Origin of the sequence: Amphritea atlantica, from assembly GCF_024347255.1 — a bacterium.
Classification (GTDB): domain Bacteria; phylum Pseudomonadota; class Gammaproteobacteria; order Pseudomonadales; family Balneatricaceae; genus Amphritea; species Amphritea atlantica.
The window spans coordinates 704,128-721,924 of sequence record NZ_AP025284.1 but is presented as its reverse complement, the minus strand read 5'-3'; the positions used below and the strand labels follow the sequence as shown (position 1 = coordinate 721,924).

Here is a 17,797-nt window from a genome sequence, read left to right as displayed (position 1 = left end):
GGGAGAAGCAGAAACATCAGATAAAAGGCGGGCGGATTAACTGCGAACGTTCATCCAGTTCTTTTTGAAGTTGCTTTTCAGCTTGTAGAGATTCTTCGCGCCTGAGCTTATCAACCAGCATCTCAACCGCTTTAAAATGCTGATAAGCACTCTGCCAATACTCCTTTACCTTCTCTAGCTGAGCACGATCCGTCTGCAGGGCTTTTTCCTGCTGCTGTACAGCACCACTTAACTTTTGCATGAAGGCCTGATGAGTCTCAATCTGCCCGGGTGAAATACCCGAAGCCCCCACCTGATAGAAACTATTGGCATAGTCAGCGTGATAGCTTCGAAGCTGCTCCAGCGTCGCCTCCCCCTGTTGAACTCGGGACTGGGACTGACTTAACCACTGATCCGCCTGTTTACGCTTACGCTCGGCAAGATCGAGCACTACCTGCAACCGCTTTGACCGTTTTTTCACTGCGTCTGATTACCCATAGCAATATTCTGCCGCCCCTGCTGATCAGTGGTATTCGTATTGCCGGGATTAGGCGTCAACACCATCGCCAGGTCGGTAAGACTCTTTTGAAACGCATAGGCTTCATCCAGCCCCTGCTGCAGAAAAGCATTCATCAGCGGCATCCGCTCAACTGCAAAATCAGTCTCGGCATCGCTGCCCCTGACATAAGCACCGATAGAGATCAGATCGCTGTTTTGCTGAAATTTAGAGTAGAGCTGCTTAAACCCCATGGCTGCTTTAAGGTGGTCTGAACTGACGATCTGCGGCATCGCACGACTGATTGATTGTTCAATATCAATAGCGGGATAGTGCCCCCGTTCCGCCAGTGTCCGGGACAACACTATATGACCATCCAGAATAGCCCGGGCGGAGTCAGCGATGGGATCCTGCTGATCATCCCCCTCGGTCAGTACGGTATAGAATGCGGTGATTGAGCCACCACCCTTATCACCATTACCCGCGCGTTCCACCAGCTTAGGCAGTTTGGCAAACACCGAAGGCGGATACCCTTTGGTTGCCGGAGGCTCGCCGACAGCCAGGGCGATCTCCCGCTGCGCCTGAGCATAACGGGTCAGCGAATCCATCAGCAGAAGAACATTTTTCCCATGTTCCCGGTAATATTCTGCCAACCGGGTGGCCAACTGAGCAGCCCTGAGACGCATCAGCGGCGACTCGTCCGCAGGAGACGCCACCACGACAGCACGACGCATCCCCTCCTCACCAAGGCTGTGATCGATAAACTCCTTTACCTCCCGACCACGCTCCCCGATCAGCCCCACAACGACAATATCCGCCTCAGTAAAACGGGTCATCATCCCCAGCAGCACACTTTTACCCACACCACTGCCCGCAAACAGCCCCAGCCGCTGCCCCCGGCCAACACTCAACAACGAGTTAATTGCGCGAATACCCACATCCAGCGTCTGTCTGATAGGCTGTCGACTAAGAGGATTAATATTGCGCCCCTGAAGCGGCACTGTGGTCTTACACCCCAACGGACCGAGACTATCCAGCGGTTTGCCAACCCCATTTATGACCCGACCAAGCAGTTCAAAGCCGACCTCAACATCGCCCCCGCCCTGCATTGGACTGACCCGCGCTCCCGGCGCCAACCCCTCCAGCAGATCAACAGGCATCAGATAGATCCGGTCACCGGAAAAACCGACAACCTCTGCCTCTACCGGTTCTCCATGCGGAGGATAGATAAGGCAGTACTCCCCCATAGAAGCCTTGATTCCCACCGCTTCAAGAGTTAAACCGATCAAACGTGTTATCTGCCCGTGAGCCACAGGCGCAGGTATCTGATAGTCCAGTCCCCGCAAGCGGGACAGACGTTTCAGCAGTTGATCATTCATGAGATTCCGGTGACTGAACGGAAGGGTCGGCCGCTTCATCCAACTGACTCAGCGCGCTACGTAAACGGGATGCTGCAGCACCAAAGCGTCGCTCAACTGTATTATCGAGCAAGCCATAACCATTGACGACTTTGCAGCCTCCCCGGGTGACCGAGGGTTCTTCTACCAGCGTCCAGTTTTCATTCAGCGCGAGCAAAGGCTCCAGCACCGGCACATCACCCGGGTTAAGAATGATTTTGATCTCAGCTCCGGTCTGGGGTAACTGCGCGATCGCATCCTCAACCGCCTTAATCACCGCTTCACCGTCCTGCTCTATCTGCGCCCCGATCACCGCTTCGCTTAACTCAGTAATCAGCTCGACCACCAGTTGCTCCATCTGAGCATTCACCTGCTGTAACGGCTTATCCAACTGCTGCTGCAATGCTCTTAGCAGTTGTAGCTGAGTGTCGATCTCAGCCTGCGATGCTGCCAGCCCTTCCTGGTGACCTGCTGCACGCCCCTCTTCAAGCCCCTGCTGTACGCCCTCTTCACGCCCCTGTTGCAGGCCTTCCTGATAAGCATCCTCACGAATCTTTTCAAGCTCAGAGAGCTTCAGGCGGCCATCGACCACCTCTTCAACCGCTTCCTCTTCAACCGGCTCAGGTTTGCGTTGCAGCCCCACCACGTGATGGCTCTGCACCACCGGCAGCGTCCACAATGCCGCCGCCCGGGCATCCTCTGCACGAATTCTGATAACCGATTTATCGATCGCCTTCATTCGCATTACATCATCTCTTCGCCGCCACTACCCAGCACGATTTCACCCTCATCAGCCAGTCGGCGAGCAACATTAAGAATCTCTTTCTGAGCATCTTCCACTTCACTGACACGCACCGGACCTTTTGCTTCAAGATCATCTCGCAGCAGCTCGGCAGCACGTTTCGACATATTTTTGAAAATTTTGTCCTGCAACCCGGTTTCCGCACCTTTCAGTGCAACCACCAGAGTATCGGTGTTGATCTCGCGCAGGATCACCTGAATACCGCGATCCTCAACATCGATCAGATTATCGAAGACAAACATCATCTCAGAGATCTGATCACCCAGCGCTTCATCCACTTCACGGATTTTCTCCATCAGTTCCTGCTCAATATTACTATCGAAGTAGTTCATAATATTGGCAGTGGTTTTCAGACCACCCAGACTGGCACTCTGACTGCTGGCGCCGGAGAACTGCGATTCGAGTATGTCATTCAGCTCCTGCAATGCCGATGGCTGAATCTGATCAAGCGAGGTAATCCTCATCATAATTTCCAGACGCACATTCTCATCAAACCGCTGCAATACATGCGCTGCCTGGTCGGGGTCCAGATAGGCGATAACCACCGCCTGAATCTGCGGATGTTCATAACGGATAATCTCGGCAACCTGCCGCGAGTCCATCCACTTCAGACTTTCAAGACCTGAAGTATTGGTGGTCATCAGAATACGATCAACCAGCGTCTGAGCCCGATCACTCCCCAGCGCCTGGCTCAGCATCTCTTTGATATAGTGGTCATTATTAATACCGATACTGGTCTGATCGCTGATCGCTTCCATAAAGTCAGCCATCACCGCTTCGACCGTGGACTGAGGGATATTATCCAGATTACTCATGGTGAGCCCCAGCTGCTGCACCTCTTTCTGCCCCAGATAGCGCAGCACCTCTGCCGCATCAGCCTCCCCCAGCGAAATAAGCAACACCGCCGCTTTCTGAACGTTCGTCAGCTCAACACCGGATTCAGTTACCTGATCATTCATTCTCAATCACCCACTGACGTATTGCCTGTGCCACTTTGGCTGGATCTTCTGCAATCATACTGCGTATTGCATTCATCTGATATTCATAGGTTTCATTCGGAGTCGGTGCTAGCGCGTTATCAATACCACTGAACGTCACCTGATCAGCCGATATGCCACTCATATCCAGAGATTCAAGCTCTGACGCCATATCAGCTTCAGTCTTAACCGCTGCTCCCTCCGCTGCCGCTTTATGGGCCGCACTGACCGCCAGATTTTTCATTATCGGGCGCAACACACCAAACACCAACAGCAGGACAAACAGACCACCCAGTATCTGCTTAGCAAGATCGAGCACCCACTCCTGCTTCCAGATAGGGATCTCCTCTTCCTGATACACCTCAGGCACGGCGAAAGGCGAGTTGATTACGCTCACACTGTCCCCCCGGACAGCGGAATAACCAACGGCATCCTTAACCAGTATAGTCAATCGATCCAGTTCATTCTGATCCCAGGCACTTCGGGTTGTCTCACCGCCATCAGGACTGGTCGTAGGAATATCATCAACCACCACCGCCACGGACAGCCGGTTAATCTGACCCATCTGGTGCTTGGTGTAGCTGATGGACCGATCAAGCTCATAGTTGCGGGTCGCCTGTGAGCGGGCATTTTTCGGTCCACTCGGCCGCGCAACAACGCCTTCATTCTGAATAGGCAGACCGTTAGCCCCTACCTCCGGCACTGAACTCGCTCCGGGAGGCTGATTTGACAATGCCCCGGGTACGCCACCTGCAGCGGCCTGTCCGGTTGTGCTTTCATCCAGCACCTGCTCACTGCGCAGCGCAGGAAGATCCGGGTTATAGATCTCATCGGTCTGCTCAACGGCGGTAAAGTCAATATCAGCAGAGACCTCGGCCCGGTAACGCCCCAACCCCACTACCGGCTGTAAAATACTGTTCACCCGATTAACCAGGGTTTCCTCTATTCTACGGGTATATTCCAGCTGTTTAGCCGCCAGAACCACATCGGTATCCATATCCCGGGTATTCAGCAGGCGCCCTTTCTGATCAACAACGGTTACATCTTCACTGGAAAGCTCTGGAATACTGGAGGCAACCAGATTGGTAATCGCTTCCACCTGGATTGGCTCCAGCCGCTTACCAGCGACCAGGTCGAGAAACACCGATGCCGTAGGCTTACGCTGATCGCGCACAAACACTGACTGCTTCGGCAGCGCCAAATGTACCCGGGCGCTTCGCACCGCCAGCATACTGGTCACCGTACGAGCCAGCTCACCCTCGAGTCCACGCCGGTAACGGGCATTTTCCATAAACTGACTGGTGCCCAACCCCTGCTCTTTATCCAGCAGCTCAAAGCCCACCGTGTTATCGTTGGTAAACCCTTCAGCAGCGAGGCGTAATCGCGCTTTGTGCAGATACTCATCCGCTACCAGAATGTTGTGTCCGGTTGAATCAAACTTATAGGGAATACCATTCAACTGCAGCTGTTCAACGATCTGATTGGCATCTGCATAGGAGACATTATTGTAGAGCACCCGATAATCCGGCTCCTGAGACCAGAGCACAACTGCAAAGCCGATCGCAATAGTGGCCGCAAGCCCCACCATCAGACCTAACTGACGCACCAGTCCCAAGCGGTTAAAGCCAAAGGCTACCGACCCACCTGTTCCTGCCTGCACTGTTGCGCTCTCCATCTAACCCGACACCCTGATGCTACTGCTGCATATTGTTGTGTTTATCAAACTAATCAGATCGGCATTTTCATAACGTCTTCATAGGCGCTGACCATCTTATTACGCACCTGAGTCAGTGCCTGAAAAGAGACCGATGCTTTTTCCATACTGATCATCACCTGATGCAGGTCGACACCCGCAACACCCTGTTCATAAGCGGTCGCCAGTTTTTTGGCGTGTGCCTGAGAGTTGTTTACCCCGTCTATCGCTCCCTTGAACAGATCAGCAAAACTCTCTCCGCTCTGCTCTCCGGCAACAGGACGAATGGAATTTGGCTGCGGAATATTAGACGAAACACCCTGCTGAACCTGCATCTTCACTTCTCGCATCTGCTGCAAAACGGCGTTGATGTCTGCACGCTCAACCATAGACCCCTCCAGAATGGCAATATATTGACATTATAAGATTGAATAGCTACTTAGCAAGCAACAAAACAACCTATTCGCCAAAAATATGACACAAATCTGTGTCAATTTTTAATCTCATCTGAGTATAAAGCAAAAAACGAGCCATAGGCCCGTTTGTTTTTTGACGTATTCCTGTTTTTTTATCCTGCCGCTGGCGGCTCACCATATTTTAACCGCACATACATCAACGCCACAGTAATCGCATCCCCCAGCGCCGTATGCCGCTCCAGCATCGGAATATCGAGACGCTTGGAAATGGTATCAAAGCGCAGATCGATATCGCCGCCAACATAGCGCCACTTGATAATATCGTGGTAGACATGGGATAACTCAATCGCTTTTCCCGGCAGTCCAAAGCCATAACGGGGACGCAGGTATTTCTCCAGCATACGCACATCATAGTTAACGTAATACCCCAGAATCGGACGATTGCCGACAAACTCCAGCAGCCGCTCCAGTGCTTCATCCATATAGACACCGTCGGCCAGATCGGCAGCACGGATTTTATGAATCTTAATGGAGTCTCCGGTAAGACTCTTTGGCGGTTTAAGTTTTATATCCAGCCGGTCGCTGGTGATCACTTTCCGGCCCTTGATCTTTACCGCGCCAATCGACAGTATCTCACCCTCTTTCACATTCAGACTGGTGGTTTCACAATCCAGTGAAACCACCTCATCCCCGTCATAGGGCTGAAACAGGTGCGCATATGGACCATTTTTATGATCCATCCGGTCTTTCATTTTTCTTATAGTTCTGGGAATAATCATATTCCGTTTAGCCTCCCAGGTGATACCTGAGTGTCAGATGCTTTTTGAAACCCTTAACGATATGCATACCGTCCCGTAGCAGATCTCGTTCCATTTTATCCAATGAAGACAACTCAAGGATATTAGGCGTTTGGTCTACACCATCCTCAGATATATCGATACGCTTTACCTGCTGCTTCAGACGTGTCTGAATAAACAGTGCCAGCGCCTCAGCCAACTCGCGACCATGCTCCTCCTTCATCTGCCCCATCTCCACCAATGCTTCTATACGCTTAAAGGTATTGGTTTCCAGTATGCGAAACTGCAGCGCCATGGTACGAATACCATGCACGATCGGGAAAATGCCTGCCTTCTTAACATCCAGCTCCCCTTTATCTTTGAGATTACCAAAGAAGGTCAGCGGCGTATCAAACTCAATCGCTGCCCTGGCGAAATGTGAAAAAAACAGATCGTTGTTTTTCAGATGACGCAGGAACCAGTTACGGGAGGTTTTAAACAGCGCCGAATTACCCGCAACCGGATGGGCATCAACAGCTATCGCCAGATTCATCTGCGCCTCACCTTCACACAGATAGGACCAGTCACTCAACTGCTGTGTCCACTCACCAATCGACTTAACCCAGGCAGGATTCGATACCATAATATTACCTGGGCATTTGGGAAAACCGAATGAGATAAGGGTTTCACTAAAGCGCTGCATGGTCTCCTGCATCTCAGGCCAGATAAGCCCATCGCGATAGATCAGGGCATTATCCTGATCCGTCTTCATGATCTGCTCACCCCGTCCCTCGCTGCCCATCACTACCAGACAAACATGGGGCTGCATATCCCGGGGAATCATCAGACCAAACAACTTGGCAATAACCCTTTCATTCATTGCCGCAATCAGTTCCATCGCAAAACGCGCTTTAACCCCCTGTGAAACCAGCGCCTTTATCAGATCATTCAGACCATGGGCTGCTTCATAGAGATCCTCGACTGTCTGGGCGCGCTCAATACGCAGACCGATAACATGGGAGTGACTGGAGAAATAACTCAGCACATCGGTCAGCTCGACAACCCCGGTCAGACTGCCATCATCCACCACCACTACCCGCTCGATGCGCTGCTGCGTCATGGTGATCAGTGCATTAAAGAGATAATCGTCGGAAGTGGTGGAGATCAGTCTATAACTGGCTATATCAGCAACATCTGAATCAAGACCGAGCTTATTAATCACCACCGCATCAAGAATATCGGTTCCAGTGACCATACCGTAGCGATTGCCACGCTTTACCAGTACACAGTCAGCATGCTTCTCACGCATCATCACCGTAGCTTCAGTGATGGTTGTCCCCTCAAGGACCACCAGAGGCTCACGTATCAGGCCATCTTTAATCTGAGCCAGCATAAACTCCGCCATATCCTGATCACCACCCTCCTGGGCCTGAATCTCAGTTTTGGCAGACAGACTTTGCTGAAAATAGTCGGCAAACCGACTATTACCAGCACACAGATCAAGCAGCACCCGGGTGGGCAAAATATGGCAGATAGTTTCCTCAACCGCGATAAAGTTGTGAATCGCTTTACCCCTGATCGCCGACCAGCCGCCAAAATAGTCCTCATTGGTATAGTGAACATAGAGATGCTGCTGAGCACCACTCTCCTCGGGCACATCGCTTTCAGCCACGCGCCCCTTGAGAATGACATACACCCCCTCAGGCACACTGCCAGCGGCGATAATCGTCTCACCCGCCTGGTAATAGCCAATATCCAGACTGGAACACAGAACATCCTGCTCTTTTTCGCTGAGCAGACTGAACGGCATATTCTCGATTTTAAATGATGACGGCATAGACTAATCTCCCAACCCAAAACAACCTCAAAGTGCCTGATTAAAGAGTCACATAACCCTTTAGGCCGAAACTTTGACAGCACTTAAACAGAACCGATAAAAAAAGGCGCGCCAACCCTCGCTGGCGCGCCTTGCGTTTAGTTAGATCTGTTCAGATCTTAGTGCGCGTGAGCAACACCAGCACCACGAGGTACACGGATGTTCTCAACAATCTCCTGAATTTCAGCAGGAGGCGGCGGAGTCATCATAGATACAACGTAGGCGACGATAAAGTTCAGAATCATACCAACGAAGCCGAAGCCACCGGTGGAGATACCCAGGAACAGATCGTCTTTTGAACCACCCATGAAGGTGAAGTAGATCATGTAAGCCATGGTTGAACCCAGACCAACGATCATACCCGCAATCGCACCCTCTTTGTTCATACGGCTGTTGAAGATACCCATCACGATAACCGGGAATACAGAGGAGGAAGCCAGACCAAAGGCCAGTGCCACCACCTGCGCCACAAATCCCGGCGGATTGATACCAAAGTAACCTGCAATACAGATCGCCACAATAGCCGCAATACGTGCGTACATCAGCTCCTGCTTCTCTGTTATATCAGGATTAATACAGGTTTTCATCAGGTCGTGGGCAATCGCAGTAGAGATTACCAGCAGCAGACCCGCTGCAGTAGACAGCGCTGCGGCTACCGCACCTGCGGCTACCAGGGCAATTACCCAGTTAGGCAGCTGAGCGATCTCAGGGTTAGCCAACACCATGATGTCACGGTCAACATACACTTCGTTCGCGAATGGCGCACCAGGAGCCGGAGCAGGATTCACCTTAGCATTGGTTACAGCACGCTCACCGTACGCACCACGGGCATCGCCATCAAACGCAGGCTTACCACCTTCAAACGCCGCACCAGCAGAGTACTGAACCTTGCCGTCGCCGTTATAATCATGCCAACCCAGGAGACCAGCATTCTCCCAGTTCTTGAACCAGCCAGGCATCTTCGCATATTCAGTACCGACATTAGCCTCATCAGTACCGTTAATGGTCTGAATCAGGTTTACCCGACCGAAACCAGCAACACCCGGAACCGTAGTATAGAGAATAGCGATGAAGATCAGCGCCCAGCCAGCAGAAGTACGGGCATCTTTTACACGTGGTACGGTGAAGAAACGTACGATTACGTGAGGCAGACCCGCAGTACCCGCCATCAGCGCAGCGGTCAGACAGAAGATATCAATAGTTGATTTCTTACCGGCCGTGTATTCAGCGAAGCCGAGATCTACCGACAGTTTATCCAGCGTCGCCAGTACAGACATACCAGAATCCAGCGTCGCACCCAGACCCAGTTGAGGCAGGAAGTGACCGGTAATCTGCATAGACATAAAGATTGCAGGTACCATGAATGCCAGGATCAGTACGCAGTACTGAGCAACCTGAGTATAGGTTATACCCTTCATACCACCCAGAACGGCGTAGAAGAATACGATCGCCATACCGACGATAACACCAGTATTGATGTCAACGTGCAGGTAACGGGAGAATACGATACCTACACCACGCATCTGACCTGCCACATAGGTGAAGGAGATAACGATAGTACAGACAACCGCAACAACACGGGCGAAAGTAGAGTAGTAACGGTCACCGACGAAATCAGGCACGGTGAACTTACCAAACTTACGCAGATATGGAGCCAGCAGCATAGCCAGCAATACATAGCCGCCGGTCCAGCCCATCAGGTAAGCCGCACCATCACGACCGATGAAAGATACCAGACCTGCCAGAGAGATAAACGATGCTGCAGACATCCAGTCAGCCGCAGTCGCCATACCGTTTGCAATCGGAGGTACACCACCGCCTGCAACGTAGAATTCCTTTGTAGACCCGGCACGGGCCCAGATAGCGATACCGATATAGAGTGCGAAAGAGCCCCCTATAAAGAGATAAGTAAGTAGATCAAGACTCATAGTAGTCATCCTCAGCGCAACTGTTATTGTTCTTATTCGTGAACGTCGTATTTTTCATCCAGCTTATTCATGCTGTATGCGTACATCCAGATGAGAGCTACATATACGAAGATTGAACCCTGCTGATCGATCCAGAATCCCAACGGGAAGCCAAAGAAGGGAATAGCGTTCAACTGATCAACAAACAGAATCCCACCTACGAATGACACTACAAACCAGATTGACAGGTAAGTCATGATAATGCGCAGGTTTTCGGCCCAGTAGGCCGAAGCATTGTCTTGTGAAGAAGTAGACATTTGCACCATCCTTATTTTTGTTATTAAAGGTTAAGTAAAAGTTGTGGACTGATAGAATTTAACAAAGTGTTCTGGCAAACAAATCCCCTACTTTGGTCTGATCAAACGGATCAAAACCCTGGCAAACAGGCCGCAACCCAAGCACGGCGCGACCTGGAGGGGGTTTAAAAAAACCTTTATAACTCAACACATTAGACAAAGGTATAAGAGCAATAGGGTTATTCGCCAGAGTTCGGTTACACTACCCACTCCAACACAGTAACTACGGACAGACCTGACTATGCTATCCGGCGGCTCAATTATTCTGATCTCACTGGCCTATGTAGGTCTGCTCTTCGCTATCGCTTACTTTGGCGACCGCAGTGCTCAGGGACGCTCCTACGCCAGCAATCCGGTTATCTATTCCCTGTCTCTGGCGATCTACTGTTCCTCATGGACCTTTTACGGCGCAGTCGGGCGCGCTTCTGTCAGTGGCTGGCAGTTTCTTGCCACCTACCTGGGGCCGGCGATCGTATTTATTTTTGGCTGGCGAATTATTGAGAAGATCATCCTGGTCAGCAAGCAGCAGAACACCACATCCATCGCCGACTTCCTCTCGTCCCGCTACGGTAAAAGCCAGGCACTGGCAGTACTGGTTACCATTATCGCAGTGTGCGGCACCATCCCCTATATTGCGATGCAGCTTAAAGCGGTGGCCATCAGCTATGATGCAATCGCCCCCGGCGTGACCGAAGCCCTGAGTAAAGGCAACGATACCGCGCTGTTTGTGGCTCTGGTGATGGCGGTCTTCACCATTCTGTTTGGTACCCGGCATATCGACGCCACCGAGCATCATGAAGGGATGGTGCTGGCCGTGGCATTCGAATCAATCGTCAAACTGACCGCTTTTATCGCCGTCGGCCTGATGGTGACCTTTCAGATCTTTGATGGCGTGCCTGATCTGATTGCCAACATCCGTGACCAGCTGTATCACAACGATAATTTCAGCAGCCCGCTGGAGGGTAGTTTTCTCGGTAATAGCTTCCTCACCGAGATCCTGCTCGCCTGTGCCGCAATCCTCTGCCTGCCACGCCAGTTCCACGTCACCATTGTAGAAAACACCCGCCTCGACAACCTTAAAACCGCCCGCTGGCTGTTCCCGCTCTATATGGTGCTACTGGCGTTGTTTGTGCTGCCAATCGCCACCGCCGGAATGACTCTGTTTGAAGGGCTGGATATCAACGCAGATACCTTCGTGCTGATGCTCCCCCTGCATGAAGGCTATAAGGATCTGGCCACATTCGCCTTTATCGGTGGTCTGTCTGCATCTACCAGTATGGTTATCGTCGCGTCAATCACCCTGTCTACCATGGTGTGTAACGATATCGTCATGCCGTTACTGCTGAGGGTCTCATGGCTAAAGCTGTCAAAAAATAAAGACCTTGGCGCAATGCTCCTCAGAGTCAGGCGGATCACCATTATCTGCCTGATGATCATGGCTTATTTTTATTATCGCATCCTCGGCGATCAGGGCACACTGGCCTCGTTCGGCCTGCTGGCATTTGTCGCCGCCGCTCAGTTTCTGCCGGGACTGATTGGTGGCGTCTATTGGAAAACCGGTTCCCGACACGGCATTCTGACCGGCCTTTGCGCCGGCTTTCTGATCTGGCTCTACACACTGGTATTTCCCACCATGGCTAACGCCGGACTGATGCCAACTTCTTTTCTGCAGGAGGGCCTGTTTGGTTCTGACCTGCTCAGGCCCACCCAACTGTTTGGCCTGAGTGGCATGGACCCCCTTACCCATGGGGCTTTCTGGAGTATCTCAATCAATGCGTTGCTCTACGCAGTGATCTCCCATTACAGTCCGCAACGACTGGTTGACCGGATCCAGGCAAGCGCCTTTGTCGACGTTTACAGCAAAGACCTGTCTGAACCTTCCCGGGTGTTCAGTCACGCCACCGTCGGCGACCTGCAGATTCTGACCGAGCGTTTTCTCGGCATCAGCCGCACCCAGCATGCATTTACCGGTTTTGCCCTTAAAGCGGGTATCGAACCCCCCTTATCCGGGGACAAAGCCAGTCCGGAACTGATTCAGTTTACCGAACGACTGCTGGCGGGTGTTATTGGTGCCTCCTCAGCCCGCATCGTGCTGGCTTCAACACTGCGCGGCAAAGATATGCAGATTGGCGATGTGGTCACCATTGTCGATGAAGCCTCCCAGGCCTTACGCTTTAACCGTTCACTGCTACAGTCCACTATCGAAAATATCACCATGGGCATCAGCGTGGTTGATCAACAGATGCGCCTGGTCGCCTGGAATCGTCGCTATATTGAGATGTTTGACTACCCGGATGGGCTGATCTGCGTTGGCCGCCCGATTGAAGAGATATTCCGCTATAACGCTTCTAAAGGTGAATACGGAGCAGGAGAGATAGAGGAGCAGGTAAAAAGCCGCCTGAACATATTAAAAGAGGGCAAGGCACACTCCTATGAACGTCATAGGATGGATGGTTCAGTACTGGAAGTGCGCGGTAACCGGATGCCTAATGGCGGCTTTGTTAATACCTATATGGATATCACCGAACACAAACGGGTACAGGAGGCCCTGCGCGAAAGTGAGCAGAATGTCCGCACCTATACCGATAATGTGCCGGTACTGATCGCCTTTCTGGATACCGACCGCAACTTTCGCTTTGTCAATAAAGCCTATGCCCGCACTTTTGGCCTCGACCGGCATAATATTGCGGGAGTTAACAGCTCCTCAACACTCTCAAAGGAGGAACTTGAAGTACGTCTTCCTTATGTGAATAAAGTCCTGCAGGGGGAGCGGCAGCGTTTTGAGACAGAGCTGCCATCGACTGACGGCAAGTTCCGCTTCGCTGAGGTCACCTATATCCCACACACCAACGAAGCCGGTGATCTGCTCGGCTATTTCACCCTCTATCAGGATATCACTGAGCGCCGTAAGGCCGAACAGTTACTGCAGGAAACCAACGAGAATCTGGAACAGCGTGTCCGGGAAAGAACCCATACCCTGTCAGTGGTCAATAAAGAGCTGCGTAAAGAGAATACTGTGCGCGCCCTGATCGAGGATGAGCTTCGGCAGGCAAAGTTTGATGCCGATGCCGCCAATCTGGGCAAAACCCGTTTCCTTGCCGCTGCCAGCCATGACCTGCTTCAGCCGCTGAACGCTGCCCGGCTGTTTATCTCTGCCCTGGCACAGCAAAAACATACCGAGGAGACGCATCAACTGGTTGAGAATCTGGATGGTTCACTGAAAGCCGCTGAGAGCTTGATAACCACCATTCTGGATATATCAAAGCTGGATGCCGGCGCACTGGAACCCAACTTCAGCCACTTTTCCATCAACGGGATGTTTGACCATCTGAGTGCCGAATTTACCGTACTGGCCGAAGAGAAACAGCTGCAGTTTGATTTTGTTAAATGCTGTCAGGTGGTCCACTCCGACCAGCAACTGCTGCGCCGGATTCTGCAAAACTTCCTCTCCAATGCGATCCGCTACACCCAGCAGGGAAAAATTATGCTGGGTTGTCGCCGTCAGGGGAAAACTCTGCGTATCGAGGTCTGGGATACCGGAGTCGGCATCCCTGAAGATAAACTGAGCGAGGTATTTGAGGAGTTCCGCAGAATAGACAATCCAAAACACTCGCAGGTCAATGGTCTGGGACTGGGGCTGGCCATCACAGAACGTATCGCCCGTATGCTCAATCATCCTATACAGGTACGCTCATGGCCGGGGAAAGGTACAGTATTCAGTGTCAGGGTACCATTGGGAGACAAGGACAAGGCAGTGAAACCCCGACCAGAAAAACGGGGCTGGATTCGCAGCAAAGGGCTTGAGGGGATTAAAGTGCTGGTGATTGATAATGAGCCAAAAATCCTTGAAGGGATGAGCGCCCTGCTGCAGGGATGGTCCTGCTCAGTATTGACCGCCATCTCAGCGGCGGAGGCTAAATCGAAGGTTGTTGAGCAACAGTTTGTGCCTGACATTATCCTGGCAGATTACCATCTTGATGAAACCCGTACGGGTGTTATGGCGCTTCAGGAACTGGGGGAGCTCTGGCACCACCAGGTGCCAGCTGTTGTGATTACCGCCGACCGAACCGATGCTGTCAAAGAAGAGATCGATGAGACCCAGGCAGAGATACTTCATAAACCGATCAAACCTGCAGCACTCAGAGCGATCATCAGCAAGCTGATCACCTCCGCCAGGTCATAACAACCAGTTGACTGCGGCCTGAGTGCCGCAGGACATTACAATGATCAGACAAAAAAACGCGCCCGGAGTGAGCACGTTTTTTCCTCTGCTGTCGGCGGCTGACTCGCCACCGGACAGCTCAATTCATCTCAGTTTTAGGCGGATCAACACAGAGTCGCTGTGCCGCGATGACGGCCTGAGTACGGCTGTGCACACCCAGCTTGCGCAGAATCGCGGTCACATGGGCTTTAATCGTCGCCTCTGATACATTCAGATCATAAGCGATCTGCTTGTTCAGCAAACCTTCGGTCAGCATCGTCAACACACGGAACTGCTGAGGCGTGAGAGACGCAAGGTTATTGGCGAACTTCTGATCCTCTTCAGTCACATCGACAACCCCTTCAGCCACCTCTTCAGGCAACCACTCCTCGCCTTCAAGAACCGTAGTAATCGCCTCTGCGATCACCTCAAGAGGCGATGACTTGGGGATAAAACCGGAAGCGCCATAGTCCAGCGCCCGTTTCATCACTGAGGATTCTTCACTACCGGAAACAACCACAACAGGTATACCGGGATTTTTCCCTCGCAGAAAAACCAGTCCGGTAAAACCATTGGTACCCGGCATATGCAGGTCAAGCAGCACCAGATCCGCATCTGCATGCTCTTCTACGGCGGCCTGAACGGCCTCCAGGGAATCGGCTTCGACGATTTCAACGCCAGGAACAGCCTGAGTCACGGCTTGTTTCAGTGCCGCCCGGAACAGCGGATGGTCATCCGCAATGATTATCTTCTGCGCCAATTGCATTCAGCTAATCTCCCTCCTTACCCGCTTTCAGCCAGTGAAAACGTGTAAATATATCCGCTTATAGAGTGCATAACCCATTGGCCGCACCTGACTATATTAACATCACTTTTATAGCAAAACTCCCCCCCGACCTAAAAAACCGGGAGGGAGTAAGGGAATTGTAGACCGAAATTAGTTCGGCAGCACAATTACTTACGGTTCATGCGATGCTCGATCAGATCATCAACCACTGACGGGTCCGCCAGAGTGGAGGTATCACCCAGAGCACCAAAATCATCCTCAGCGATCTTGCGCAGAATTCGACGCATGATTTTACCTGAACGGGTCTTAGGCATCCCCGGAGCAAACTGAATCAGGTCTGGAGAAGCAATCGGACCGATCTCAGAGCGCACATGCATGCGCAACTCTTTGAGCAGCTCATCAGACTGTTCAAAGCCAGCCTGAAGGGTAACGTAAACATAGATACCCTGCCCCTTCACTTCGTGCGGATAGCCCACAACAGCTGCTTCAGCAACCGCCGGATGTGCTACCAGTGCAGATTCAACCTCAGCGGTACCCATACGGTGACCGGAGACATTGATAACATCGTCCACACGACCGGTAATCCAGTAATAATCATCTTCATCACGACGGGCACCGTCACCGGTGGTGTAGTAACCCTTATAAGTGGTGAAATAAGTCTGAATAAAGCGTTCATGATCACCCCAGATAGAGCGACTCTGACCCGGCCAGGAATCTTTGATAACCAGGTTGCCATCGGTGGCACCTTCCAGCTCATTGCCATCCGCATCCAGCAACGCAGGCTGAACGCCGAAGAACGGACGGGAAGCAGCACCCGGCTTCGCTGCAGTAGCGCCCGGCAGTGGCAGAATCATCATGCCACCGGTTTCAGTCTGCCACCAGGTATCGACGATAGGGCAACGGTTCTGACCGATAATACGGTAGTACCACTCCCATGCTTCAGGGTTGATCGGCTCACCAACAGAACCGAGGATACGCAGGCTGGACAGATCAGAATCGCCCAGAACATCTTCACCCTGCTGCATCAGCGCACGGATAGCGGTCGGCGCAGTGTAGAACTGGTTAACCTTATGTTTTTCAATAACACGACCGAAACGGCTGTTATCGGGATAGCTTGGCACACCCTCAAACATCAGCGAGGTAGCACCATTCGCCAGCGGACCATAGACAATGTAGCTGTGGCCGGTTACCCAGCCGACATCTGCTGTACACCAGTAGATATCGCCATCTTTATAGTCAAAGGCATACTCGTGAGTCATCGCGGCATACACCATATAGCCACCGGTGGTGTGCTTCAGGCCTTTCGGCGCACCGGTAGAACCTGAGGTGTACAGAATAAACATCGGCGCTTCCGCTTCCATCTCCTCTGCAGGACAGTCAGCAGAAGCATTTGCCACCAGATCCTCATACCAGACATCAACGCTGTCATTCCAGGCAACATCCTGCTCGACACGTTTAACAACAATCACGCTATCGACACAGGCTTTCGCGGCTTCATGCTCCAGCGCTTTATCAACGTTCAGCTTCAGTGGTACTGATTTACCGGCACGCAGCGAGTAGTTTGAGGTCACAACAACTTTAGAATTAGCCCCTTCAATACGGGCCGCCAGTGCCTCAGGGGAGAAACCGCCAAATACAATTGAGTGCACCGCACCGATACGGGTACAGGCCAGCATCGCTACCGCCGCTTCCGGTATCATCGGCATATAAAGGGTAACCACATCACCCTTCTCAACACCGCGCGATTTCAGCGCATTGGCAAATTTACATACACGCTCATGCAGATCACGGTAGGTGATATTCTCAGACTCACTCGGGTCATCCCCCTCCCAGATAATCGCAACCTGGTCACCCCGGGTTGCCAGATGACGATCCAGACAGTTATAGGAAGCGTTCAGCGTGCCATCCTCAAACCAGCGGATATCAACATTATGGGGATCAAAAGAGGTATTTTTGACTTTGGTGTATGGTTTAAACCAGTCCAGGCGCTTACCCTCTTCACCCCAGAAAGTATCTGGATCATTGATGGACTGTTCATACATCGCCAGATATTTTTCATTATTGATATGCGCAGTCGCAGCCAGCTCGTCGCTAACCGGATATATCTTTGAATCGCTCATGTGAGATGCCCTTA

Annotated in this window: 13 protein-coding genes; 1 reads left to right on the top strand and 12 read right to left on the bottom strand. The window is 51.9% G+C overall.

The genetic code is table 11. From position 1 onward, the window contains the following. Window positions 1–16: 16 nt before the first annotated feature. The 10 genes from fliJ to OCU43_RS03270 all read right to left on the bottom strand — a co-directional run bounded on the left by fliJ (window position 17) and on the right by OCU43_RS03270 (window position 10,636). Window positions 17–460: a flagellar export protein FliJ gene (gene fliJ / locus OCU43_RS03315; protein ID WP_091361424.1), complete on the bottom strand. Its 444-nt coding sequence runs from the start codon at window positions 458–460 to the stop codon at window positions 17–19. Then, the gene (gene fliI / locus OCU43_RS03310; RefSeq protein WP_091361425.1) at window positions 457–1,854 is read right to left on the bottom strand and encodes a flagellar protein export ATPase FliI; all 1,398 of its coding nucleotides are present in this window, start codon (window positions 1,852–1,854) and stop codon (window positions 457–459) included. The genes fliJ and fliI overlap by 4 nt, the downstream gene beginning before the upstream one ends. Next, the gene (locus OCU43_RS03305) at window positions 1,847–2,617 is read right to left on the bottom strand and encodes a FliH/SctL family protein (RefSeq protein ID WP_091361427.1); all 771 of its coding nucleotides are present in this window, start codon (window positions 2,615–2,617) and stop codon (window positions 1,847–1,849) included. The genes fliI and OCU43_RS03305 overlap by 8 nt, the downstream gene beginning before the upstream one ends. Next, window positions 2,617–3,633, bottom strand: a complete 1,017-nt coding sequence (fliG, locus tag OCU43_RS03300; protein ID WP_091361428.1) for a flagellar motor switch protein FliG — start codon at window positions 3,631–3,633, stop codon at window positions 2,617–2,619. The genes OCU43_RS03305 and fliG overlap by 1 nt, the downstream gene beginning before the upstream one ends. Next, window positions 3,626–5,326, bottom strand: a complete 1,701-nt coding sequence (gene fliF, locus OCU43_RS03295; protein WP_091361430.1) for a flagellar basal-body MS-ring/collar protein FliF — start codon at window positions 5,324–5,326, stop codon at window positions 3,626–3,628. Before fliF ends, fliG begins: the two co-directional genes overlap by 8 nt. Before the next feature lie 53 nt (window positions 5,327–5,379). Further along, window positions 5,380–5,733, bottom strand: a complete 354-nt coding sequence (fliE, locus tag OCU43_RS03290) for a flagellar hook-basal body complex protein FliE (protein ID WP_091361431.1) — start codon at window positions 5,731–5,733, stop codon at window positions 5,380–5,382. A gap of 179 nt (window positions 5,734–5,912) precedes the next feature. Next, on the bottom strand, window positions 5,913–6,512 hold the full coding sequence (locus tag OCU43_RS03285) for a 3'-5' exonuclease (RefSeq protein WP_338024102.1): 600 nt from the start codon (window positions 6,510–6,512) through the stop codon (window positions 5,913–5,915). Window positions 6,513–6,546: 34 nt separating this feature from the next. Then, window positions 6,547–8,373, bottom strand: a complete 1,827-nt coding sequence (locus OCU43_RS03280) for a DUF294 nucleotidyltransferase-like domain-containing protein (RefSeq protein WP_091361435.1) — start codon at window positions 8,371–8,373, stop codon at window positions 6,547–6,549. 158 nt (window positions 8,374–8,531) lie between these two features. Next, entirely contained in the window at window positions 8,532–10,340 is a 1,809-nt protein-coding gene (locus tag OCU43_RS03275; RefSeq protein WP_091361436.1) for a sodium:solute symporter family protein, read from the bottom strand. Window positions 10,341–10,372: 32 nt separating this feature from the next. Further along, window positions 10,373–10,636 carry a DUF4212 domain-containing protein gene (locus OCU43_RS03270; protein ID WP_091361438.1) on the bottom strand — a complete coding sequence of 88 codons (264 nt, stop codon included), beginning with the start codon at window positions 10,634–10,636 and terminating at the stop codon, window positions 10,373–10,375. A 280-nt stretch (window positions 10,637–10,916) separates the two neighbouring features. Between OCU43_RS03270 and OCU43_RS03265 the strand changes: the two genes are divergently transcribed. After that, entirely contained in the window at window positions 10,917–14,858 is a 3,942-nt protein-coding gene (locus OCU43_RS03265; protein ID WP_091361440.1) for a hybrid sensor histidine kinase/response regulator, read from the top strand. A gap of 118 nt (window positions 14,859–14,976) precedes the next feature. Here the strand turns inward: OCU43_RS03265 and OCU43_RS03260 are convergent, their stop codons facing one another. Then, a complete protein-coding gene (locus tag OCU43_RS03260) occupies window positions 14,977–15,642 on the bottom strand; it encodes a response regulator transcription factor (RefSeq protein ID WP_091361441.1) in 666 nt (221 codons plus the stop codon). Window positions 15,643–15,830: 188 nt separating this feature from the next. Further along, on the bottom strand, window positions 15,831–17,783 hold the full coding sequence (gene acs, locus OCU43_RS03255; protein WP_091361443.1) for an acetate--CoA ligase: 1,953 nt from the start codon (window positions 17,781–17,783) through the stop codon (window positions 15,831–15,833). Window positions 17,784–17,797: the final 14 nt, after the last annotated feature.